A 22,324-nucleotide genomic window follows, 5' to 3' on the forward strand; every position below is an offset into this window, starting at 1 on the left:
ACCGCCGCGCCGAGCCCCGCGGTCGCGGGACCTCAACCGGTGCGGTTGTGCGCCTCGAGCAGCTCGTTGCGGTAGGCGTGGGTGCCGTCGAAGCGCGACAGCAGGTACGGGCCCGACGTCATCGGATCGTGCCGCGGCGCCTCGCCGTCGGGGAGGCACGTCTCGAGCGCCTCGATCCGCAGGTGGAACGGCGGGGTGACGAACAGCGGCGACGAGTACCGGTCGACGCCGGGGGGGTTGACGACCCGGTGGGGGTTGGACACCCAGCGGTCGTTCGTCCAGATCGCCATCAGATCACCGAGGTTGACCACGAGGTGGCCGTCGGGCACGACGACGTCGGTCCACTCCCCCGAGCGCTCGCGCACCTGGAGCCCGCCGTTGCCGTCGTCGGCGAGCAGGGTGAGGGTGCCGTAGTCGGTGTGCGCCCCGCACCCGAGCTGGCCGGGCTCGGGCGTCAGGGTCTCCATCGGCGGGTAGTGGATGAGGCGCAGGTGGAACATGGTCTCGCCCGGACGGTCCTCGAAGTAGCCGGGATCGAGGTCGAGCGCCATCGCCAGGGCCCGCTGCATCCGGCGCGCCGCTTCGATGACGGCCGCCCGGTAGGCCTCGACCGCGTCGCGGAAGCCGGGGAGGTCGGGCCACTGGTTCGGCCCGTGCAGCGGCGTTCCCGCGACGACCTCGGGGTGATCGGGTCCCTGCTCGACCCCGGTGTCGAGCGTCTCCTTCAGGTCGCCGGCGAGCTGCGCGCCGACGGTGTCCTCGTCGCCCGCGAGCGCGCCCTCGAGGGTCTCGGTCGCCATCCCCACGTAGCCGCGGTGGCAGTCGCTGCGACCGATCGCGATCGCGTCCTTGTCCTCGGTGGGCAGAGCGAAGAACGCGCGCATCGCGTCGAAGTACGACTCGCGCAGCTCGTCGTCGACGCCGTGGCCGGTGACGAGCAGGAAGCCGGTCGAGCGCAGCGTGTCGTCGATGTCGTCGGCGATGCGCCGCGCGTCGGGCGACGGCAGCTCGCGCCCGGTCGCGAAGGGGGCGAGGTCGAAGGTCTGCAGGGTCATGGTCGGTCCTCCTGGGGAGCGGGGGATGGGACGGCGGTGTCGTCCGCCACGGCATCGGCGGGCGTCACCCGGCGCCCCGGACGAACGGGACGCCGAGCGCGGCGGGGGTGTGGCTGGCGCGGGCGCGCAGCACGAGCGCGATCAGCGTCACGACGTAGGGCAGCGCGACGAACGCCTCGTAGGGGATGGCCGTGTCGGTGCCCTGGAGCCGGAGCTGCACGGCGTCGGAGAGGCCGAACAGGAAGGCGCCGAACAGGGCGGGGGCCGGGCGCCAACCGGCGAACACCACGAGGGCGAGCGCCACCCACCCACGCCCGGCGGTGACGTTCTCGATGAACAACCCGAGCGGACCGCACACCAGCATCGCCCCGCCCAGTCCGGCGAGCGCGCCGCTCACGCCGGTCGCCACGGTGCGGGTCCGCTGCACGGGGTAGCCGAGGGCGTCGGCGGCCTCGGGGGCCTCACCGATCGCGGACAGAGCGAGCCCGGCGACGGTGCGCGCCAGCGCGAACGCGACGACCGCGAACGCGACCACCGTGACCGCGACCAGCTCCCACAGCCCGATCCGGTCGATCCGCGGCGGGTTCTGGCCGACCGAGTAGCGCTGCTGGAACAGCAGGGTCGTCGCGAACCCGGCGAGCAGCGTGATCGCGATCCCGGTCACGATCTGGTTGGCGCGGCCGACGACGACGAACAGCGCGAGCAGGAGGCCGACGACGAGGCCGACGACGGCCCCCGCGACGAGACCGAGCCACGGCGACCGGGTGACCTCGGCGGCGCTGTAGCCGGCGAACGCGCCGGACAGCATCATCCCCTCGAGCCCGAGGTTGAGGACCCCGGCCCGCTCGCTGACCAGCGCTCCGAGCGCCGCCATCGCGACCGGGATCGCGAGGCGGAGCGCGGCGGTCAGCGTCGCGAACGTGAGCACAACGTCCATCAGCGCGACCTCGCGATCACGTCGCCGACCACCGCTCGTGGACCGCGTCGCCGGCGACGACGAAGACGACCACCAGCACCTGCACGAGGCCCGCCATCGAGGTCGGCAGGTCCGAGGAGCGAGCGGCGACCTCGAACCCGATGTCGAGGGCGGCGAGGGCGAGCGCGGCGACGAGCACGCCGACGGGGTGGAGCCGACCGACGAGGGCGACGACGATCGCGGTGAAGCCGTAGCCGAGGCTGGCCGAGTCGTTCAGGCGGCCGTTGACCCCGGCGATCTCGACGAACCCGGCGAGCCCGGCCAGGGCTCCGGACACGACCAGCACGATCACGACGACGCGGTTCGCCGAGACCTCGTTCGCGTCGAGCGCCTCGGCGTTGTCGCCGAGCGCGCGCACGCGGTACCCGAGCCGGTGGCGGGCCAGCACCCACGCCATCACCGGCACCACGGCGAGCGCGATCGCGAACCCGGCGTGGGTGTCGATCCACGGGATCTCGGGGAGGGCCGCGCCGCCCACCTGGCGGCTGGCCGGGACGAAGGAGTCGGGGTCGCGGATCCCGACGCGGTTGGCCCACTGCAGCGTGGCCTGCGCGATGTAGACGAGCATCAGCGACGAGATGACGATGCTCGCCCCGAAGCGCACGTGCAGCACCCCCGACAGCGCGCTCCACGCCGCACCGGCGAGCGCGCCGACGACGAGACCGAGCAGGACCAGGACCGCTGCGGGGAGGTCGCGGACCCCCGGGGCGGTGACCGCGCCGACGGCCGCGACCGCGCCGAGCAGGTACTGGCCCTCGGCGCCGATGGTGAACACGCGCGCCCGGTAGGCGAAGGCGTAGCCGAGCGCGATGAGCAGCACGGGGGTGGCGGTCGTCGCGGTGTCGCTGAACCCCCGCGGCGCACGCACGACCCCGTCGACCACGTCGGCGTACACGGAGACCGGGTCGCTGCCGATCCAGGCGATCAGCACGGCGCCCACGACGAGGGCGAACGCGGTCGCGAGCACCGGGATCGCGACCGCGGAGGCAATCCCCGACGACGCGGAGCGGTCGAACCACCCGGCCACCGTGGCGTCCACGCCACCGGCCCCCGGTTCCAGCCCCTCGGCGGCCGCCTCGCTCGACGCGCCGCGATCGGCCGACGCAGCATCGCTCCTCTCGTCGAACCTCGACCCCCGGTGAGTCACCGACGCGCCCCCGGGCGCCTCGTCGACGGTGACGTCACGGTCCGGGCCGCTCACGTCGACGCCACCGGTGAGACGTCGTCGGTCATCGCCAGCCCGATCGCGTCGCGATCGAAGGGCGGGTGGAACTCGCCGGCCGCTGCGCCGTCGGACATCACGACGATCCGGTCGGAGACGGCGAACAGCTCGTCGAGCTCGGCGCCGATCCACAGCACGGCCGACCCCCGCCGAGCGCGCTCCACCAGGCGCTCCGCCACGGTCGCCGCGGCTCCCGGGTCGAGCCCGCGCGTCGGGTAGCAGGCCACGACCACACCGGGGTCGCCCCCGAGCTCGCGCGCGAGCACCAGCTTCTGGGCGTTGCCGCCCGAGAGCGTCGAGGCGGCGGCACCGGGGCCGGCGGAGCGGACGTCCCAGTCGTCGAGCCGGTCGGTGGCCTCGCGGTGGCGCCGTCGGCGCGGGTGGCGGACGGTGCGCGTCCGGCCGAGCTCCAGGTTCTCCGAGAGGTCCATCGGCCGCACGAGCCCGTGGCGGTAGCGGTCCGAGGGGACGTACGCGACGCCGGCCGCCGCCCGGGCGGCCGGGTCGCCGGTCTCGATCGCGGACCCGTCGATGGTGACCGTGCCGGCGTCGGGGGCGGCCCGCCCCGACAGCACCGCCTCGAGATCCGACTGGCCGTTCCCGTCGATCCCCGCGATCCCCACGATCTCCCCGGCCGCCACGTCGAGGTCGAGGCCGTGGACCCGTCCGGCGCCGAGCCCGCGAGCGGCCAGGCGGACGCGCCGCGACGGCGGCGCGTCCGGGGACGGCCCCGATCCCCTCGTCACCGACCCGCGGATCCCGCCGTCGATCGACGGGGTGGGCACGGCCGGCTCGCGCGCCGCGAACCTCCCGGTCGACTCCGATCCGATCATGGCCGTCGCGAGCTGGGCGCGGTCGCAGTCGGCGACCGCGACGTCTCCGAGCACCTCGCGCCCCGCGCGCAGCACGCTCACCCGGTCGCAGCCGGAGAACACCTCGCCGAGCCGATGCGTGATCACCGCGACGGCTCGACCGTCGTCGGCGAGCGACCGGCACACCCCCAGCAGGTGCTCGGCCTCGCGGTCGGTCAGCACCGCGGTCGGCTCGTCGAGCACGAGCACCCGCGCATCGGCGTCGAGCGCACGCAGGAGCTCGAGGCGCTGCTGCTCACCGACGGACAGCTCGGAGGCGGCGACGTCGCCGCGCACGTCGAGGCCGTAGCGCTCGACGAGCTCGTCGAGGCGACGGCGCAGGGCGCCTCGATCGGGTCGCAGGCGCCCGTCGGGACGGGCGAGCACGAGGTTCTCCGCCGCGGTCAGCGTCGGGACGAGGGTGAAGTGCTGCTGCACGAGCGCCACCCCGCGCGAGCGCGCCCGGCGCGGTTCGAACTCGCTCACCGCCTCACCGTCGATCACCACCTCGCCGGCGTCGGGGCGCTCGAGGCCGGCGAGGACGCGCATCAGCGTGGTCTTGCCCGCTCCGTTCGCCCCGAGGACGGCGTGGATCTCCCCGTCGCGCAGGACGAGGTCGATGCCGTCGAGCGCGACCGTCGTCCCGAAGGACCGGCGGATGCCCGACATCTCGACCGCCGGGCGACCGCGCTCGGGCGCCGTGGACGCGCTCGGGCCGTCCGACGGCCCGGCGCGTCCCGACGTCATCGACCCTCAGCCTCGTTCGGGGACGAACGGGACCTCGAACGAGCCGTCCTGGATCTCGCTCAGGCGCTGGTCGTAGAGCGCCATCGCCTCGTCGGAGACCGCCTCGGGGTCGTCGATCACGACCTCCAGACCGCCGTCGGCGAGGCCGACCCCGTAGTACTCGGCCGCGCTCGAACCGGACCGCACGGTCTCGACCATCTGGGCGAACACCGTGTCGAGGTTCCAGACGAACGACGAGAGCACCGACTCGCCGACATCGCCCATGTCGCCGACGTAGCCGGTCGAGACCCCGCCGAGGTCGTTGGCGGCCTCGATCTGGCCGAAGGTCGGGGCCTGGCCGCACCCGACGAACATCGTCGCGCCGCCGTCGGCCTGGCCGATCGCGGCCTCCTTCGCGAGCTGCACGTCGTACCAGTCGCCGACGGCCACGAAGCTGCCCTCGGTCTCGGGCCGGACCTCTCGGGCGCCGGCGAGGAAGGCTTCGTACATGGAGTAGCAGGCGGGGATCTCGAACCCGGCCGCCCCGGCGACGTCACCCTCCTCGGTGGCTCCTGCGGCGAGGATCCCCTCCAGGTACGACGCCTGGTAGAAGGGCTGCTCGTAGTCGCCGACGTTGCCCTCGACGTCACCGAAGCCGCCGGCGTAGACGAAGATCGTGTCGGGGAAGTCGGCGGCGACCTTCTTGACGTCGTCTCCGAAGTCGAACGAGTGGGCGATGATCGGGCTGAACCCGTCCTCGGCGTAGGAGCGCATCGCCCGCTCGGCCTCGGCACCGGGTTGCACGTTCTCCGAGAGGGCGATCTCGCTGACCACGCCCTCCTCCTCGAGGGCGTTCGCGCCGTCGTAGGCGGCTTCGCCCCACGACCCGTCGAACCACTCGGCGGAGTACACGATCGCGAGCTTCGGGGCGTCACCCGACGCGGATCCGGCGCTCGCCGTGCCGCCCGCGGTCCCCGCCGGCGACGTCGTGTCGGTCTCGGCCCCGACAGCGGTCCCGGCGGGCTCGTCGGTGGTCGCGCTCTCGCTCGACGCGCCGTCGTCCGCGGCCTCGTCGTCGGCGGAGCCGTCGCTCCCGCACGAGGCGAGGAGGCCGACGGCGGCGATCGCGCCGGCGACGCGGCGGACGGTGGAGGTGGTGCTCGTCATGACCCGGGAAGGTAGCGATGCCTCTGTTACCCGCGTGTTTCGGTGACGTGAACAGGGGCGGGGGGGCCGGCTCACCGGTCGAGCATCGGGACGATCGGCGAGGCGTGGTGGGCGACCATCGCCCACCGGTCGGGCACCAGCGCGAACACGTTCAGCGCCGACACCGCGACCATCCGGTCGCCGTCGACGAGGTTCTCCTCCACCGTCACCCACGCCCGGTCGGCGCCGACGTCGAACGACTCGCCGGTGAGCAGGAACTGGTTGCGCCCCGGACCCGCGAAGATCCTCCGCCACGACTCGGCGATCTGGTCCCACCCGCGCAGCACGGGCCAGCCCGGGTGCACGCAGACCGCTCGCTCCGAGCGGTGCCACACCTCCGCCATCGCGTCGAGGTCGCGCTCCTCGTGGGCCCGGTAGAAGGCGCCGTTGGCAGCTCTGACGGGATCGACGTCGTCCACCGCGCGCACCGTACCGCGAGCGCCACCGGCCCGGCGACCCACGTCGGGCCCCTCGGACCCGCCTCGTCAGGAGCGGACCTCCTTCCACGCCTCGAGCATCGCCGCCGCCATGTCGGCGTGCTCCTCCGCGACGTCGCGCGCATCGCCGTCCAGCCGCCCGGCGATCGCCATCGCGCCGAAGCGGTTGCCGAGGAAGTACGGCGTGAACAGCTCCGGGGTGAAGGTGCCCTTCTGGTCGACCTCGACGTCGGCGACGACGGGGGCGCCGGCGGGCGCCTCGATCGCGTCGAGGCCGAGCCGCTCGAGGGCCTCGACGACGTCGTCCTCGGTGCGATCCGCGAAGTCGCGCCCGCGGTGCGCGAAGACCTCACGCCCGTCGGGGGCGAGGACGAAGAGGCCCGGCAGCGCGATCCCGCCTCGCTCCTCGGGGTCGAACACGTCCATCCGTCGCAGGTGCTCCTCGCCGCCCGGGTCGGAGACGAACAGGAAGCTCTCGACGGGCCAGCGCTCGCGCATGGCGGCGTTGCGCTCCTCGGAGTCGACGCTGATCGCGATCACCTCGCCCCCGGCTGCGTGGATCCCGTCGCTCATCGCCGCCAGCTTCACGAGCTGGCCGCAGCAGTACGGTCACCAATCGCCGCGGTAGGTGAGCAGCACGACGGCGGAACCGCCCCGTCGCAGGCCCATGATCGGTTCGTCGATGTCGTTCGATTCGGTCATCTCGCGATCATGACCGCTGGCGGGGCCACCCCGGAGATCGGCGGGCGACGGCGTCGGCGTCAGCGGACGAGCTGGATGCTGTCCGACAGGTCGATCAACCACGACGGGTAGATCCCGACGGCGATCGTGAACACCGCGGCGATCGTGATCGCCACCGCACCCGACAGCGGGACGTCGACGCTGGCCGAGCCCTCGTCCCCGTCGTGCAGCCACATGCTGACCATGATCCGCAGGTAGAGGAACGCCGCGACGACCGCGGTCACCATCGCGATGATGGCGAGCACGAAGCTGTCGACCTCGACGGCGGCCTGCACCACGCCGAACTTCGCGACGAAGCCCGACGTGAACGGGACGCCCGCCTGCGCGAGGAGGAACACGGTGAACGCGACCGCGAGGGCGGGCGACCGCTTGGCGAGGCCGGCGAACGTCGAGATGTCGGCCGATCCGGTGCCGGCGACGACGGTCACCACGCCGAACGAGCCGATGACCAGCACCGCGTAGAGCAGCAGGTAGAGCTGGACCGAGGAGATCCCGAGGCCCCCCACCGCGTCGCCGGCGGTGTGCGCCGCCGCCTCGACGCCGACGAGCACGTACCCGGCGTGGCTGATCGAGGAGTAGGCGAGCATCCGCTTCACGTCGGTCTGCACGATCGCGAGGAACGAGCCGACGAGCATCGACGCCACCGCGATCGCCCAGATCACCGGACGCCAGTCGTCGCGGTAGAACGGCAACCCGCTGACCAGGACGCGCACGAGAGCTCCGAACGCGGCGGCCTTGCCCGCCGAGGCCATGAACGCGGTGACCGGAGACGGCGCGCCCTGGTAGACGTCGGGCGTCCACACGTGGAACGGAGCCGCCGCCACCTTGAAGCCGAGCCCGACGATCAGCAGCGCGATCCCCGCGAGGGCGAGGGTGTCGTTGTCGGAGTCGAGGCCGCCGGCGAGGTTGGCGACCATCTCGGAGATGTTCGTCGAGCCGGTCGCGCCGTACACCAGCGCGATCCCGTAGAGGAAGAAGGCGGACGAGAACCCGCCGAGCACGAAGTACTTCAGCCCCGACTCGGCCGAGGTGTCGCTGCGACGGTTCGAGGCGGCGAGCACGTAGAAGGCGAGCGACAGGGTCTCGAGACCGAGGAACAGCACGATCAGGTCGTTCGCGGCCGACATCACGATCCCGCCGGCCGCGGCCACGAGCAGCAGCGCGTAGACCTCGGGGCCGTCGTTGGGGGTGTCGCGCAGGTACTGGTCCGCGAGCAGCGACACGAGCACCACCGACGCCGACAGCACGATCGTCGACCACATCGCGAACGTGTCGAACGCCAGCGCGCCCTCCACGAGGGTCATCGGGCCGTCGTCGGAGATGTCGTCCCACAGCACGATCGCGAGCACCCCGGCCGTCCCTGCGGTCGCGGCGGACGCGAAGGCGGTGAGGCCGCTCGGCCACCGCGGTGTGAGCGCACCGACCACGAGCATCAGCAGGGCACCGCCGACGAGGACGAGCAGGGGGGACAGGGCGAACCACTGCACCTCGGGCCCGCCGGGGGAGATCGGGTCGAACTGCGCCAGCAGGTCGCTCATCGGTCGGCCCCCTCGCCGCTCTCGTCGTCGCCGCCGTGCTCGCCGGCGTCGGAGCCACCGTGCTCGACGGTGAACTCACCGCGCTGGGAGCCGATCGTCGGATCCTCGTGCGACGAGTTGTCGACGACGTGGGCGACGAGGCGGTCGACGCTCGGCTCGATCCTCTCCAGCAGCGGCTTCGGGTAGACGCCGGTGAACACGATCGCCACGAGGAACGGCACGAGGACCAGCGCCTCGGTGAAGCGCAGCTCGGGGAAGGTCCGGTCGTCGTCGGTCGGTTCGCCGTGGAACACCCGCTGGTAGGCCCACAGCAGGTAGAGCGCGGCGAGGATCACGCCGGCGGTCGCGACCACGGCCCACCAGCGAGCGGTCTGGAACGAGCCGATCAGGATCAGGTACTCACCGACGAATCCGTTGAGGCCGGGGACCCCGATCGAGGAGAGCATCACCACCATGAACCCCGCGGCGAAGATCGGCGCCACCGACTGCAGCCCGTTGAGCTCGGAGATGGCCCGGGTCTGGCGGCGCTCGTAGATCATCCCGACGAGGAGGAACAGCGCACCGGTCGACACCCCGTGGTTGACCATCTGGATGACCGACCCCGAGATCGACTGCGACGTGAACGCGAACGTGCCGAGCACGATGAAGCCGAGGTGGGCGATCGAGGAGTACGCGACGAGTCGCTTGAGGTCGGTCTGCATCGTCGCCGCGATCGCGCCGTAGATGATCCCGATCACGCCCAGGGTGAGCCACAGCGACCGGCTCCACACCGCGGCCTCGGGGAACAGGTACAGGCCGAAGCGCAGGAAGCCGTAGGTGCCGAGCTTGAGCATCACCCCGGCGAGCACCACCGACCCGGCGGTGGGCGCCTGGGTGTGGGCGTCGGGCAGCCAGGTGTGCAGCGGGAAGATGGGCACCTTCACGGCGAACGCCACGGCGAACCCGAAGAACAGCCACCGGCCGGTCGACGCCGCGAAGTCCGCTCCCTCGGCGATCTCCACGAGGTCGAACGTGACGCGCCCGAGGTCGTCGGCCGCGAGGAACGCGGTCGCGGTGATCGACACGAACATGAACGCGGAGCCGAGGAACGTGTACAGGTAGAACTTCATCGCCGCGTACTCGCGGCTCTCGTAGCCCCACCCGCCGATGAGGAAGTACATCGGCACGAGCACGATCTCGAAGAACAGGAAGAACAGGAACAGGTCGAGGCTCACGAACGAGCCGATGACCCCGGCCTCGAGCATCATGAGCCACGCGAGGTACGGCTTGGAGTCGTGGTGGGGGTCGATCCCGACGATCGCCAGGGGGAACAGCAACGCCGTCAGCACCACCAGGAACAGCGAGATCCCGTCGACGCCGAGGTGCCAGCCGATGCCCCACCGCTCGATCCAGGTGACATCGGAGACGAACTGGAAGCCGTCGGCGTCGCGGTCGAACGACGCGAGCAGCCAGACGCTCATCGCCCCGGTCGTGACCGAGGAGGCGACGGCGATCAGCTTCGCCCAGTCGGTGCGACGCGCGCCGGTGAGGGTGATCGCAGCCGCGGCGACGATCGGCACGACGATCAGCATCGACAGGATCGGGAACGACCCGGACCCGCCGTGGGCCGCCTCGGCGGCCAGGACCTCGACCCGGCCGGTCACAGGATCCCCCGGACGACGACGAACCAGACGAGGAGCAGGACGACGCCGATGCCGATCACGCCGGCGTACTGGCGGACGTAGCCGGTCTGGCCGCGTCGCAGCTCGCCGCCGACCGCGCGGACCGCTGCGGCGACCCCGTTCACGCTCCCGTCGACGATCCGCGAGTCGGCGTCGGCGACACCCTGGAACCCGGAGCGCCCGGGGTTGCCCGTGAACCAGGCGATCGCCTCGTCGTAGCGCCACCCGCGTGCGAGCAGCTCGGGCTCGACGGGGTCGACCGCACGTCGCTGGTAGACGAAGAAGGCGGCGACGATCCCCGCGAGGGCGCAGGCCACCGCGATCGCGATCAGCACGATCTTGTTGTCGTCGGCCCAGGTGCCGTCGATGATCGCCTCGCCGATGCCGCGCGACTCGGGCCCCTCGCCGAACTCGACGAGCGGCTCGAGCCAGTCGAGCAGCTTGTGCTGCCACGACGACGGCACGAACCCGAGCGACGGGAGCTGGATGACCCCGCCGACGATCGACAGCCCGGCGAGCACGACCAGCGGGATGACCATGAACGGGGGGGACTCGTGGGGCTTGAACTCGCCGTGCGCGCCGTGGGTCGCGCCGACGGGCTCGCCGTCGTGGTCCGGCGCGGTCGCGGGGTCCGAGCTCTCGGGGCCGGTGCCCTCCTCCGCGACGGCCTCGGCCTCGGCGCCCTCGGTCGCCCCGGCGGTGTCGGAGACCTCGCCGCCGGGCCCGTCGGCCGCGCCGTCGAGGTGGGCCGCCTCGACGGCGTTCGCGCGGCTGCCCCAGCGCTGCTCGCCGAAGAAGGTCATCACGACCTGGCGGGTCATGTAGAACGCCGTGAGGATCGCGGTGACGATGCCGATGACGTACAGGACGGGGTTCTCGGCGAGCGCGAAGAGGAGGATCTCGTCCTTCGACCAGAACCCGGCGAACGGCGGGACCCCGGCGATCGCGAGCCAGCCGATGATGAACGTGCCCGCGGTGATCGGCATGAAGCGGAAGAGCTTGCCCATCTTGCGCATGTCCTGCTCCTCGTGCATCCCGTGGATCACCGACCCGGAACCGAGGAAGAGCAGCGCCTTGAAGAAGGCGTGGGTCACCATGTGGAAGATGGCCGCGACGTACGCGCCGGTGCCCACCGCGAGGAACATGTAGCCCAGCTGGCTGACCGTCGAGTAGGCGAGCACCTTCTTGATGTCGTTCTGCGCGAGCGCGACCGTGGCGGCGAACAGGGCGGTGATCGCCCCGGTCCAGGCGATGACGACGGGCACCCAGTCGGCGGCGGCGCCGATCACCGGGTTGACCCGCACCATCAGGAACACCCCGGCGGTGACCATCGTCGCCGCGTGGATCAGCGCGGAGACGGGGGTCGGTCCGGCCATCGCGTCCGGCAGCCACACGTACAGGGGGAGCTGGGCGGACTTGCCGACCGCACCGACGAACAGCAGCGCGGCGATCCCGGTCGCCGTCGCCGGTGCGAGCGTCCCCGCGAGGGCGGAGTCGTTGAGCACGGCGTAGTCCACCGATCCGACGGCACCGAAGCCGAGGAACATCGCGAGCATGAACCCGAAGTCACCGATGCGGTTCGTGACGAACGCCTTCTTGCCGGCTGTCGCGTTGGCGTCCTTCGTGTGCCAGAACGAGATGAGGAAGTACGAGCAGGTGCCCACCCCCTCCCACCCGAGGAAGGTGACCAGCAGGTTGGAACCGAGCACCAGCAGCGTCATCGAGAGGATGAACAGGTTGAGGTAGAGGAAGAACTTGGAGAACTTCGGATCCCCGTGCATGTAGCCCACCGAGTACAGGTGGATCAGCGACCCGATCCCGGTCACGAACAGGCACATCGTGATCGACAGCGGATCGACGAGGAACGCCATGTCGATCTGCAGGTCCGACACCGGCACCCACGAGAACAGCGTCTCGACGTGGGATCGCTCCTCGGCGTCCGTGCCGAGCAGGTCGAGGTAGATCAGCGCTGACACGACGAAGCTCGCGCCGACCATCGCGGTCGCGAGGAACCCCGAGAGCGGCTCGCCGAGGCGGCGCCCGGCGACGAGGATCGTGAGGAAGCCCACCAGCGGGAACGCGGGAACGAGCCAGACGAGTTCGGTCACCGCTCAGCCCCTCAGCTCGGCGAGGTCGTCGGCCGTCGCGCCCGGTCGCCGGCGCAGGATCGACACCAGGATGCCGAGGCCGACGACGACCTCGGCCGCCGCGACCACGAGCACGAAGAAGACGGCCGTCTGGCCGTTGATGTCACCCAGCTGCGTCGCCAGCGCCACGAAGGTCAGGTTCGCCGCGTTCAGCATCAGCTCGATGCACATGAACATCACCAGCGGGTTGCGCCGGATCAGCAGGCCGAACGCGCCCAGCGAGAACAGGAGCGCGGCGACGACGAGGTACCAGGTCGTTTCGATGGCGGCGATCATGCGACGTCGGACGTCTCCGCCTTGGGCCACCGGCGCGTCATCATCACGGTGCCGGCGACCGCGACGATCAGCAGCACCGAGGTCAGCTCGAACGCGAAGACGTGGTCGGTGTAGAGGTTCTGCGCCAGCTGGCGGATGTTGCCGTCGCCTCCGACGACCGTGCCGTCGGCCGCGGCCCGGCCGGCCACGTCGAGCTGGATCGGGGCGCCGGTCGCGTCGACGCGCGGGGCGATCGAGCCGATCGCGTCACCGGCGCGGACGACGGCGGCGGTCACGAGACCGAGCAGTCCGACGGCCATGACGGCCGCCATCGGGCGCTGGATCGGGATGGGTTCGATCGACAGGTCGCTCACCTTGTCGACCCCGAGGAGCATGATGACGAACAGGAACAGCACGACGATGGCGCCGGCGTAGACGATCACCTGGACCGCGGCGAGGAAGTGCGCCTCCTGGGCGACGAAGTGGACCGCCACGCCGAACAGCGTGAGCACGAGGCCGAGCGCCGAGTACACGGGGTTGCGGAACGCGATGACCCCGACCGCCCCGCCGAGCATCATCAGGCTCGCCACGGCGAACACGACGTACTCGAGGACGGTGGCGTCGCTCATCGACCGACCTTGCGCACGGTGGTGCGCTGCGCCGACTCCGTCGACGCGTCGTCGGCCACGGCCTGGGTCGGCTCGGCGTCGCGCACCCCGTAGCCGAGCTCACCGCTCCACCCGACCTCGCCCTCGAAGGTGGCGTCACCCGACGACGACGTGGCGCGCATCCACCCCGAGGTGTGCTCGTCGTCGCCCGCGCGCCAGTCCTCCCACGGGAGGTCCTTCGGCCGGCCCTCGTCGTCGACGACGAGCTCGTCCTTGGTGTAGATCGCGTCCTTGCGGTTCGTGAAGGAGAACTCGAACAGCTTCGACTCGGTGATCGCCTCCGTCGGGCACGCCTCGACGCACAGGTCGCAGTGGATGCAGCGGAGGTAGTTGATCTCGTAGATCCACCCGAACCGCTCCCCCGGTGAGGTCGGGTTCACCGGATCGTTGTCGGCACCGCGGACGTGGATGCACTTGGCGGGGCACACGCCGGCGCACAGCTCGCAGCCGATGCACTTCTCCATGCCGTCCTCGTAGCGGTTCAGCACGTGCCGGCCGTGGAGGCGCTCGAAGCGCGGGAGCTTGGTGTCGTGCTCGACGTCGCGGGCGGGCGGGCCGGATGACGACGCGTCCTTGGCCTGCCGCCCGCTCGCCTTGCGCCCCCCCGAGTACTCGGTGGTGACGCGCTTGCCGCCGAACAGGCGGTGCTGTCGTGCGGTGACCAGGAATCCGTCGAGGTAGCCCATCAGACGCTCGCTCCCTTCGTCTCGTCGGCGGTCCGCGGATCGAGCGGGGCGGCCCCCACGGACTCGGTGCGATCGCTCGCCGCGACGCGCAGCGCCACGACGAACAGCCCGGTCGCCGCGAGACCCACGGCCACCGAGATCGCCACGACTCGCAGGCTGTCGGCGAAGGTCCCGTCGGGCGAGAACTGGCGCAGCGCGGCGAGGAGCAGGAACCACCCCAGCGAGAGCGGGATGAGGATCTTCCAGCCGAAGTCCATCAGCTGGTCGTAGCGCAGCCGCGGCAGCGTCGCCCGGAACCAGATGTACATGTACAGGAACATCAGCAGCTTGGCGACGAACCAGAGGGTGCCGCCGACCGGGCCGGCCCAACCGAACAGGTCGAAGCCGGCGATCTCCAGGGGCTGGGGTCCGCCCAGGAACAGCGTGACGATGCTCCCCGACATCGTGATCAGGTTCATGAACTCGGCGAGGAAGAACAGCGCGAAGCTGATCCCGCCGTACTCGGTGTTGAACCCCGACACCAGCTCCTGCTCGGCCTCCACCAGGTCGAACGGCGGGCGGTTGAGCTCGGCGGTCGTCGCGATGACGAAGATCACGAACGGCACGATCCCGGTCGCGAGCAGGTTCCAGTTCGCGATGCCGTCCTGCGCCCGGACGATCCCCGCCGTCGACAGGGTGCCGCTGGTCAGGAGGACCGCCGCCAGGCTCAGACCGAGAGCGGCCTCGTAGGAGATCATCTGCGCCGAGCCGCGCACCGATCCGAGGAGGGGGTACTTGGACCCCGACGACCAGCCGGCGAGCATCACCCCGTACACCGCGATCGCCGACATCGCGAGCACGAACAGGATGCCGATCGGCGGATCCGCCAGCTGCAGGCGGGTGGTCTCCCCGAAGATCGTCACGGTCCCGTCGCGGCCGTCGGAGAAGTCGCCGCCGAGGGGGATCACCGACCACAGCAGGAACGCCGGGACGAACATCAGGTACGGCGCCAGCTTGTAGATGAACGGGTCGGACTTGCTCGGGGTGAACGTCTCCTTGAAGAACGCCTTGATCCCGTCGGCGAGCGACTGCAGCAGGCCGAACGGGCCGGCCTTGTTCGGACCGACCCGGTTGTGCATCCCCGAGACGACCTTGCGCTCCCCCCAGATCATCGCCATCGTCGCGACGAGGCTGACCCCGAACACGACGACGACCTTGACCAGCACGATCAGGATCGGGGTCCACAGCAGCCCGCCCTCGGTGATCGGGTCGATCGCGACCAGGCCGGTCACCGCACCACCTCGATGCGCACGTCGGTGACGGCCTCGGAGGCGTCGATCAGGTCCTCGACGCTGCTCGAGCCCTGGTTGAACGCCGACCACACGACCCCGCGCGCGACCCGGGGGTCGGCGTGGATCGCCAGCACGGTCGACGTGGTGCGCCCGACGAGCTTGACGTCGTGCCCCTCCTCGATCCCGAGCTGGTCGAGGTCGAGGGGGTGGACGTAGGCGCCCGCTCCGTGAGCGAGGCGAGCCAGGGAGGGGGACATCGCGGTGCCGATCGCCCGATCGTAGAGCTTGCGGCTCACCACGAGGCGATGGTCGTAGCTGTTGCGCATGCCGGCCGGGGTCGACACGTCGCCCAGCTCGGTGGGCACCACCTCGGCGAGCACCCCGTCGGAGCTCGCGGCGAGGGCGGCGGGCGTGACGGCGGAGAACCCGGCGACGTGGGCGGCGATCGCCTCGGTGACGTCGGCGACGGTCGACACGTCGTCGAGCGCGGTCTCCACGTCGAGCATCGCGGCGAGCTCGGCGGCGATCATCCAGTCGGGCCGGGCCGTGCCGGTCGTGGTGACCTTGTCGGCGAGGGTCGTGACGCGGCCCTCGATGTTGGTGGTGGTGCCGGCCTTCTCGCCGTAGGCGGCGGCCGCGAGCACCACGTCGGCGAGCTGGGTGGACTCGCTCGGGTGGGTGTCGATCGAGATCACCCGGCGCGCGCCGGCGAGGGCCCGGCGCGCGAGGTCGGCGTCGGGGCAGTCGTTCAGCGGGTCGCACCCGAGCAGGATCAGCAGCTCCAGGCGACCCTCGGCGGCGGCCCGCAGGGTGGCGAGGCCGTCGTGTCCGGGGTCGGCGGGGGTCAACCCCATCGAGATCGCCCCGACGACGTTGCCGCGCCGCAGCGCCGGCAGGACCTTCGCCCCGGGGACGATGTCGAGCAGGGTCGCGAGGGCGGTCATCGTCCCCGCCGCCGACTCGGCCAGGTTGGAGCGACCGACGACGACCACGACGTCGCCGTCGGCGTCGAGCAGGTGCTCGCGGGCGGAGGCCACGGCGTTCGCCTGCAACCCCGGCTGGTGGCGGAACGTGTGCGTGGCCACCCGGGACAGGCCGGTGTCGATGCTCGAGAACTCGATCAGCTTCGAGGACCCGTCGACGACGGCCTCGCGCAGGCGCAGGTACAGGACCGGCAGCTCCTCCTTCACGTCGGGGCCGAGCACGACGATCGTCGGCGCGGTGGCCGCCTCGTCGATCGTCGCCCGTCGGCAGCCGAGGACCGAGGCGGGGAGCCCGTCGCCGAGCTGGGCGTCGCGGTGCTCGATGCCGAGCGCGTCCGCGATCGCCGCCCACGCGTAGGCGTCCTCGTTCGAGCCGCGCGCCCCGCCGAGCAGACCGATGCTGCTCGCACCGCCCGAGGAGAGCGCCTCGCCGATCAGGTCGCGAGCGACGCCGAGGGCCGAGCTCCACGAGGTCGTCGTGAGTCCGGCCTCGGTGCGGATCTGCGGATCCCCGATGCGCTGGTCGGAGTTGACCGCCTCGAAGTCGTAGCGGCCGCGGTCGCACAACCACCCGTGGTTGACGGGGTCGGAGTCGACGCCCTGGTAGCGCAGGATCTCGTCGCGGCTCGACTGGATGACGGTGCGGCACCCCACCGAGCAGGTGGTGCAGGTGGTCTCCTCCTGGGCGAGGTCCCACGGCCGCGCCTTGAAGCGGTACGGCTCGGCGGTCAGCGCCCCGACCGGGCAGATCTGGACGGTGTTCCCCGAGAAGTACGACGCGAACGGCTCGTCGGGGAAGGTCATCACCTGCGTCTGGTTGCCGCGCTGGGTGAAGTGGATCAGCTTGTCGCCGGCGACCTCGTCGGCGAAGCGGGTGCAGCGGTCGCACAGGATGCAGCGCTCGCGATCGAGCAGGACGAGGTCCGAGATCGGGATCGGCTTCTCGAAGTGGCGCTTCTCCTCGATGTAGCGCGACTCGCCGGGCCCGTGGCTGAACGCCTGGTCCTGGAGGGGGCACTCGCCGCCCTTGTCGCACACCGGGCAGTCGAGGGGGTGCTGCGCCAGGAGCAGCTCGATCATCCCCTCCTGGGCGCGCTTGGCCGTGGGCGACTCGGTCTCGATCTTCATGTCCGGCGACACGGTGATCATGCACGACGGCTGGAGCTGGGGACCGCGGCCGGTGTCGACCTCGACGAGGCACTGACGGCACATCCCCACCGACTTCATGCGCGGGTGGTAGCAGAAGTGCGGGATGTAGGCACCGTGGCGGTCGGCCGCCGCGATGACCAGCTCGCCGTCGTGGGCCTCGATCGGCCGCCCGTTCAGGGTGACCGGCACCGTCGCCGCCTCGGGCTCCGGCTCGGGGTCGGCGGCATCGGCCGCCTCCTCGTCGGTGGTCCCGGTGAAGTCGTCGTCGCTGTCGTCGTGGGCCGGGCTCGCGTCGTCGGTGGCGGCACCGGACGGCTCGGCGACCGAGTCGGTCGGCTCCCCGGGGCCCTTCCCGCTCGCCTGGCTCGACTCCTCGACGGCGTGCGCGTCGCGGGCGACCTCGTCGTCGTCGACCTCGGCGCTCTGCTCGGTGTGGGCCGAGCCCTCCTCGACGGCGTCGACGGGTTCGTCGACCCGGTCGGCGTCCGCGTCGCGGTCGGGGGTGTCGGGGGTGTCGTCGCTCATGAGCCTGCTGCCGTGACGGGGATGGTGATCCGCGTGGGTGCGGCGGTCACCTTCGCCTCGAACTCGTCGCGGAACAACGTCAGCGCCGAGTGGACCGGAGCATACGCGGACGGCCCGACGAAACAGATGGTCGTCATCTTGTAGGGGAACGGCACCGCCTCGAGGCCGAGCCGCTCGCTGGCGGCGTGCGGCATGTCACCGGGGCAGATCGACTGGCCCACCTGGAGGAGCTGATCGAGGTCGGCGGTGGTGCCGTGCCCGGAGCAGACGCGCTCGAGGATCCGCAGCAGCCAGGTGCCGCCCTCGCGGCACGGGACGCACTTGCCGCACGACTCGTGGGCGTAGAACCGCACGAGGGTCAGGGCGGCCGCGGGGATGTCGGTCTCGGAGTCCATCACCATCACCGCTCCCGAGCCGAGCATCGAGCCGGCCTGGCCGGCCTCCTTGCCCTCGAACGGGATGTCGAGCTGATCCTCGACGAACCAGGGCGCGGATCCCCCGCCGGGCACGAACGCCTTGAGCTCGTTGCCGTCGCGGATCCCCTGCGAGAACTCCTCGCCGTAGATGATGTCGCGGAAGGTCGTCGACCCGTTGACGATCTCGAACACCCCCGGGCGCACCACGTGGCCGGACACCGCCACCATGCGGGTGCCCGGCGACGTGGCCGTGCCGATCGCGGTGTAGGCGTCGGATCCGTTGCTCGCGATGAAGGGCAGGTTCGACAGGGTCTCGACGTTGTTGACGATCGTCGGCTGGCCGTAGAGGCCGATCGCAGCCGGGAAGTACGGCGGCTTCAGCCGCGGCATCCCGCGCTCGCCCTCGAGCGACTCGATCAGCGCCGTCTCCTCGCCGACGACGTAGGCGCCCGCACCCCAGTGGAGCACGACGTCGACGCTGAAGTCGGTGCCCATGATCCCGCGACCCACGTAGCCGAGCTCGTAGGCCTCGTTGAGCGCCGTGGCGATGCGTTCGTGCGCGAGGGGCATCTCGCCGCGCACGTACAGGAAGCACTGCGACAGGCCCGCCGCGTAGCAGGCGATCAGCGACCCCTCGATGAGCTGGTGGGGGTCGCGCTCCATCAGCAGGCGGTCCTTGTAGGTGCCCGGCTCGGACTCGTCGCCGTTCACGACGAGGTAGCGGGGCCACACGCCCTCGGGGGTGAACCCCCACTTCACGCCGGCCGGGAAGCCGGCGCCTCCACGTCCGAGCAGGGTCGAGGCCTTCACCTCGGCGCTGACCTCCTCGGGGGTGCGCTCGAGCGCGGCCCGCAGACCCTCGTAGCCCCCGGTCGCGAGGTACCGGTCGATCGTGTGGCTGTCGGCGTGCTCGAAGCGCGAGGTGACGACGCGCGGGCGATCCCCCGCGTGGAACCCCACGGCGATCTCGTCTCCGGCGCCGCTCACGAGTCGTCTCCGACGGTCACCGGGATCCACGCCGGCCCCTCCGTCACGTCGTCGGGGTCGGGCGCTCCGACGAACTTGTCCGACGGGATCACCTGCCGGTACCGGCCGAGCGTCCCGTGGGGCGGGATCTCGCCGTCGAGCGCTCCCGAGCGCAGGTCCTCGACGAGGCGGTCGAAGTCGTCGTGGGTCACCCGGTAGCGGTGGCGGTAGTTCACCTGCAGCGTGGGCGCCTCGGTGCACGCCGCCTGGCACTCGGCGACCTCGAGGGTGATCGTCCCGTCGGCGGTGGTGCTGCCGGCGCGGATCCCGAGGGTGCGCTCGGCGTGGTGGACGAGCTCGTCGGCGCCGAGCAGGGCGCACGACATCGTCTGGCAGATGTTGACCACGTAGCGGCCCACCGGCTCGAACTTGAACATCTCGTAGAACGTCGCCGTGCCGATGACCTCGGCCGGGGTGATGTCGAGCAGCTCGGCGAGGTGGCGCATCGCGTCCTGGGTGACGTAGCCGTTCTGCTCCTGGCTCAGGTGCAGCAGCGGGATCAGGGCGGACTTCGGCCGTGGGTAGCGGGAGATGATCTCCTGCGCCAGCACGACGTTGTGGTCGCTCAACCGGCTCATCCGGCACCGCCCGTCAGCTCGAAGGTGTCGATGAAGTCGGGTTCGTCGGAGGTCGCGTCGTGGACCACCTGGAGCTGGATCACCGTCCCGTCGAGCTCGACCACCAGGGCGCGACCGGACCCGGTCCCGCCGGCGGCCGTGAACTCGTACTCGATGGCGTCGCGCCCGTCGATCGTGCGCTCGGTCTGGCTGATCAGCTCGCCGCCGGGGAGGTTCCCGATCGCTCCGTCGACCGCGCCCTGCAGGTCGGGGACCACCTCGGCGTCGAGGCTCGAGTAGTCGATCTGGGTGGCTGTCGTGGCCGAGGTGACGCCCGTCTCGACGAGGTGCACCTGGATCCGGAGCGTCTCGGGACCGAGGGGCACGTCCTGCTCCAGCACGCGCGGCTCGGCGCCGTCGGGGAACACGACGGAGTAGTCACCCGACGGTGCGATCCACCGGCCGTCGGCGTCGACCTCGGAGGAGCCGTCGCCTCCCGGTTCCGTCGAGGTGCCGGGAGCGGACCCGTCCACGGTGCCGACCGGCGCGGTGCCCGCGGCCGCGGTGTCGGGCGCCGCGGTGTCGGGCGCCGCGGTGTCGGGCACCGCGGTGTCGGCGGCGGTGCCGGGCGCCGCCGTGTCCACGGGCGCGGTGGCGCCAGCGCCGTCGGTCGACTCCGGGGCGGTCTGCTCGACCACCGTCTCGGAGCTCGACGGGGTGGTCGCCGTCGTCTCGGCGGTCGTCGGGTCGTCATCGCTCCCGCAGCCGGCCGCCACGACCGCGACCGCCACGAGGAGGGCTCGGGCGGCCCTCATCGGTCGACCCCGCCGAGGACCGGGTCCACGCTCGAGATCACGGCGACCGCATCGGCCACGAGACCACCGCGCATCATGTGCGGCAGGCACTGGATGTTGGTGAAGGAGGGGTCGCGCATGTGCACCCGGTACGGGGTCGGCGAGCCGTCGCTGGCCATGTAGCAGCCGAGCTCGCCACGCGGGCTCTCGACCGCCACGTACACCTCGCCCTCGGGCACCTTGAACCCCTCGGTGAAGATCTTGAAGTGGTGGATGAGCGCCTCCATCGACTCGTCGATCCGAGCGCGCGGCGGCGGGGTGACCTTCTTGTCCTGGATCCGGAAGTCGCCGCCGGGCATCATCTCCACGATCTGCGCCACGATGCGGATCGACTCGCGGATCTCGGCCAGGCGGATCGCGTACCGGTCGAAGGCGTCGCCGTACTCGCCGACGATCACGTCGAACTCGAGCTGGTCGTAGCGGCCGTAGGGGATGTCGCGACGCAGGTCCCACGGGACCCCCGTCGAGCGCACGATCGGTCCCGTCGCCCCGAGGGCGAGGGCCTCGTTGGGGGTGATCACGCCGACGCCCTGCAACCGCTCGCGCCAGATCGGCTGACCGGTCATGAGGGTGTCGTACTCGTCGAGGCGGGGCGGGATCATCTCGAGCAGGCGGGCCACCCCGTCACGCCACCCGGCGGGCAGGTCGGCGGCGACCCCGCCCGGGCGGATGTAGTTGTGGTTCATCCGCAGTCCGGTGACCTCCTGGAAGAAGCGCAGCACCTCCTCGCGCTCGCGCCACCCGTAGATCATCATCGACACCGCGCCGAGGTCCATGCCGTTGGTGGCCATGAACAGCAGGTGGCTCGCCATCCGGCTGAGCTCGCTCATCAGGGTCCGGATCCACACGGCGCGCTCGGGGATCTCCTCGGTGATGCCGAGCAGCTTCTCGGTCGCCATCGAGAAGGCGAGCTCGTTCGCGATCGGGCTGAGGTAGTCCATCCGCGTCACGTTCGTGCCGCCCTGCATGAACGTCAGCGACTCCGCCGTCTTCTCCATGCCGGTGTGCAGGTAGCCGATGATCGGCTTGCAGCGCAGCACCTGCTCACCCTGCATCTCGAGCATCAACCGGAGCACCCCGTGGGTCGAGGGGTGCTGGGGTCCCATGTTGATGATCATCGTCTGATCGTCCTCGGGGTCCTCGGGGAGGTCGCCCAGCCGGGCGGCCTCGGCCTCGGACAACCGCAGCACGGAACCGATCTCGCGCATCAGCTCGCGCGCCGTGGTCTCGCTGCGCGGCTTGAGGAGCTGGCGCCCCTCGTGGGTGTTCGGGACGAACACCGCGTAGCGCGAGTCGACGTGCTCGTCCTCGATCTCGATCGGGTCGGAACCCGAGTCGATCAGTGCCTCTTCGGTCGTGGACATGCAGGATGTG

General features: G+C 71.4%; 19 protein-coding genes. All 19 read right to left on the reverse strand.

Annotated features, from left to right (window positions below):
- Positions 1–32: 32 nt before the first annotated feature.
- On the reverse strand, positions 33–1,055 hold the full coding sequence (locus ACOOHC_RS16595) for an isopenicillin N synthase family dioxygenase (RefSeq protein ID WP_420451505.1): 1,023 nt from the start codon (positions 1,053–1,055) through the stop codon (positions 33–35).
- Positions 1,056–1,119: 64 nt separating this feature from the next.
- On the reverse strand, positions 1,120–1,992 hold the full coding sequence (locus tag ACOOHC_RS16600; RefSeq protein WP_420451506.1) for an ABC transporter permease: 873 nt from the start codon (positions 1,990–1,992) through the stop codon (positions 1,120–1,122).
- A 16-nt stretch (positions 1,993–2,008) separates the two neighbouring features.
- A complete protein-coding gene (locus tag ACOOHC_RS16605; RefSeq protein ID WP_420451507.1) occupies positions 2,009–3,232 on the reverse strand; it encodes an ABC transporter permease in 1,224 nt (407 codons plus the stop codon).
- On the reverse strand, positions 3,229–4,851 hold the full coding sequence (locus tag ACOOHC_RS16610; protein WP_420451508.1) for an ABC transporter ATP-binding protein: 1,623 nt from the start codon (positions 4,849–4,851) through the stop codon (positions 3,229–3,231). The genes ACOOHC_RS16605 and ACOOHC_RS16610 overlap by 4 nt, the downstream gene beginning before the upstream one ends.
- 6 nt (positions 4,852–4,857) lie before the next feature.
- Positions 4,858–5,997, reverse strand: coding sequence for a BMP family protein (locus ACOOHC_RS16615; RefSeq protein WP_420451509.1), 1,140 nt, complete (start codon positions 5,995–5,997; stop codon positions 4,858–4,860).
- Between the two features lie 71 nt (positions 5,998–6,068).
- Entirely contained in the window at positions 6,069–6,455 is a 387-nt protein-coding gene (locus ACOOHC_RS16620) for a nuclear transport factor 2 family protein (RefSeq protein ID WP_420451510.1), read from the reverse strand.
- 66 nt (positions 6,456–6,521) lie between these two features.
- Positions 6,522–7,046, reverse strand: a complete 525-nt coding sequence (locus ACOOHC_RS16625; protein ID WP_420451511.1) for a peroxiredoxin family protein — start codon at positions 7,044–7,046, stop codon at positions 6,522–6,524.
- A gap of 188 nt (positions 7,047–7,234) precedes the next feature.
- Entirely contained in the window at positions 7,235–8,752 is a 1,518-nt protein-coding gene (locus ACOOHC_RS16630) for an NADH-quinone oxidoreductase subunit N (protein ID WP_420451512.1), read from the reverse strand.
- Entirely contained in the window at positions 8,749–10,395 is a 1,647-nt protein-coding gene (locus ACOOHC_RS16635; RefSeq protein ID WP_420451513.1) for an NADH-quinone oxidoreductase subunit M, read from the reverse strand. Before ACOOHC_RS16635 ends, ACOOHC_RS16630 begins: the two co-directional genes overlap by 4 nt.
- Positions 10,392–12,521 (reverse strand): NADH-quinone oxidoreductase subunit L, encoded by a 2,130-nt coding sequence (nuoL, locus tag ACOOHC_RS16640; protein ID WP_420451514.1) that lies wholly within the window; start codon positions 12,519–12,521, stop codon positions 10,392–10,394. Before nuoL ends, ACOOHC_RS16635 begins: the two co-directional genes overlap by 4 nt.
- 3 nt (positions 12,522–12,524) lie before the next feature.
- Positions 12,525–12,836, reverse strand: coding sequence for an NADH-quinone oxidoreductase subunit NuoK (gene nuoK / locus ACOOHC_RS16645; RefSeq protein ID WP_420451515.1), 312 nt, complete (start codon positions 12,834–12,836; stop codon positions 12,525–12,527).
- The gene (locus ACOOHC_RS16650; protein ID WP_420451516.1) at positions 12,833–13,444 is read right to left on the reverse strand and encodes an NADH-quinone oxidoreductase subunit J; all 612 of its coding nucleotides are present in this window, start codon (positions 13,442–13,444) and stop codon (positions 12,833–12,835) included. The genes nuoK and ACOOHC_RS16650 overlap by 4 nt, the downstream gene beginning before the upstream one ends.
- Complete coding sequence (locus ACOOHC_RS16655; RefSeq protein ID WP_420451517.1) at positions 13,441–14,169, reverse strand: NuoI/complex I 23 kDa subunit family protein; 729 nt, start codon at positions 14,167–14,169, stop codon at positions 13,441–13,443. Before ACOOHC_RS16655 ends, ACOOHC_RS16650 begins: the two co-directional genes overlap by 4 nt.
- Positions 14,169–15,440, reverse strand: coding sequence for an NADH-quinone oxidoreductase subunit NuoH (gene nuoH / locus ACOOHC_RS16660; protein ID WP_420451518.1), 1,272 nt, complete (start codon positions 15,438–15,440; stop codon positions 14,169–14,171). The genes ACOOHC_RS16655 and nuoH overlap by 1 nt, the downstream gene beginning before the upstream one ends.
- Complete coding sequence (nuoG, locus tag ACOOHC_RS16665; RefSeq protein ID WP_420451519.1) at positions 15,437–18,097, reverse strand: NADH-quinone oxidoreductase subunit NuoG; 2,661 nt, start codon at positions 18,095–18,097, stop codon at positions 15,437–15,439. Before nuoG ends, nuoH begins: the two co-directional genes overlap by 4 nt.
- A complete protein-coding gene (locus ACOOHC_RS16670; protein ID WP_420451520.1) occupies positions 18,094–19,500 on the reverse strand; it encodes a complex I 51 kDa subunit family protein in 1,407 nt (468 codons plus the stop codon). The genes nuoG and ACOOHC_RS16670 overlap by 4 nt, the downstream gene beginning before the upstream one ends.
- Positions 19,497–20,117 carry an NADH-quinone oxidoreductase subunit NuoE gene (nuoE, locus tag ACOOHC_RS16675; protein WP_420451521.1) on the reverse strand — a complete coding sequence of 207 codons (621 nt, stop codon included), beginning with the start codon at positions 20,115–20,117 and terminating at the stop codon, positions 19,497–19,499. Before nuoE ends, ACOOHC_RS16670 begins: the two co-directional genes overlap by 4 nt.
- Positions 20,114–20,911, reverse strand: a complete 798-nt coding sequence (locus tag ACOOHC_RS16680; RefSeq protein ID WP_420451522.1) for a hypothetical protein — start codon at positions 20,909–20,911, stop codon at positions 20,114–20,116. Before ACOOHC_RS16680 ends, nuoE begins: the two co-directional genes overlap by 4 nt.
- The gene (gene nuoD / locus ACOOHC_RS16685) at positions 20,908–22,314 is read right to left on the reverse strand and encodes an NADH dehydrogenase (quinone) subunit D (protein ID WP_420451523.1); all 1,407 of its coding nucleotides are present in this window, start codon (positions 22,312–22,314) and stop codon (positions 20,908–20,910) included. Before nuoD ends, ACOOHC_RS16680 begins: the two co-directional genes overlap by 4 nt.
- Positions 22,315–22,324 lie beyond the last annotated feature (10 nt).

The organism is Ilumatobacter sp. (assembly GCF_965215205.1).
In the GTDB taxonomy this organism is placed as follows: domain Bacteria; phylum Actinomycetota; class Acidimicrobiia; order Acidimicrobiales; family Ilumatobacteraceae; genus Ilumatobacter_A.

Coding starts and splice junctions, on each gene's coding strand:
- ACOOHC_RS16595 (WP_420451505.1), bottom strand. CDS start 1,055: ATGACCCTGCAGACCTTCGACCTCGCCCCCTTCGCGACCGGGCGCGAG.
- ACOOHC_RS16600 (WP_420451506.1), bottom strand. CDS start 1,992: ATGGACGTTGTGCTCACGTTCGCGACGCTGACCGCCGCGCTCCGCCTC.
- ACOOHC_RS16610 (WP_420451508.1), bottom strand. CDS start 4,851: ATGACGTCGGGACGCGCCGGGCCGTCGGACGGCCCGAGCGCGTCCACG.
- ACOOHC_RS16615 (WP_420451509.1), bottom strand. CDS start 5,997: ATGACGAGCACCACCTCCACCGTCCGCCGCGTCGCCGGCGCGATCGCC.
- ACOOHC_RS16625 (WP_420451511.1), bottom strand. CDS start 7,046: ATGAGCGACGGGATCCACGCAGCCGGGGGCGAGGTGATCGCGATCAGC.
- ACOOHC_RS16630 (WP_420451512.1), bottom strand. CDS start 8,752: ATGAGCGACCTGCTGGCGCAGTTCGACCCGATCTCCCCCGGCGGGCCC.
- nuoK (WP_420451515.1), bottom strand. CDS start 12,836: ATGATCGCCGCCATCGAAACGACCTGGTACCTCGTCGTCGCCGCGCTC.
- ACOOHC_RS16650 (WP_420451516.1), bottom strand. CDS start 13,444: ATGAGCGACGCCACCGTCCTCGAGTACGTCGTGTTCGCCGTGGCGAGC.
- ACOOHC_RS16655 (WP_420451517.1), bottom strand. CDS start 14,169: ATGGGCTACCTCGACGGATTCCTGGTCACCGCACGACAGCACCGCCTG.
- nuoG (WP_420451519.1), bottom strand. CDS start 18,097: ATGAGCGACGACACCCCCGACACCCCCGACCGCGACGCGGACGCCGAC.
- nuoE (WP_420451521.1), bottom strand. CDS start 20,117: ATGAGCCGGTTGAGCGACCACAACGTCGTGCTGGCGCAGGAGATCATC.
- ACOOHC_RS16680 (WP_420451522.1), bottom strand. CDS start 20,911: ATGAGGGCCGCCCGAGCCCTCCTCGTGGCGGTCGCGGTCGTGGCGGCC.
- nuoD (WP_420451523.1), bottom strand. CDS start 22,314: ATGTCCACGACCGAAGAGGCACTGATCGACTCGGGTTCCGACCCGATC.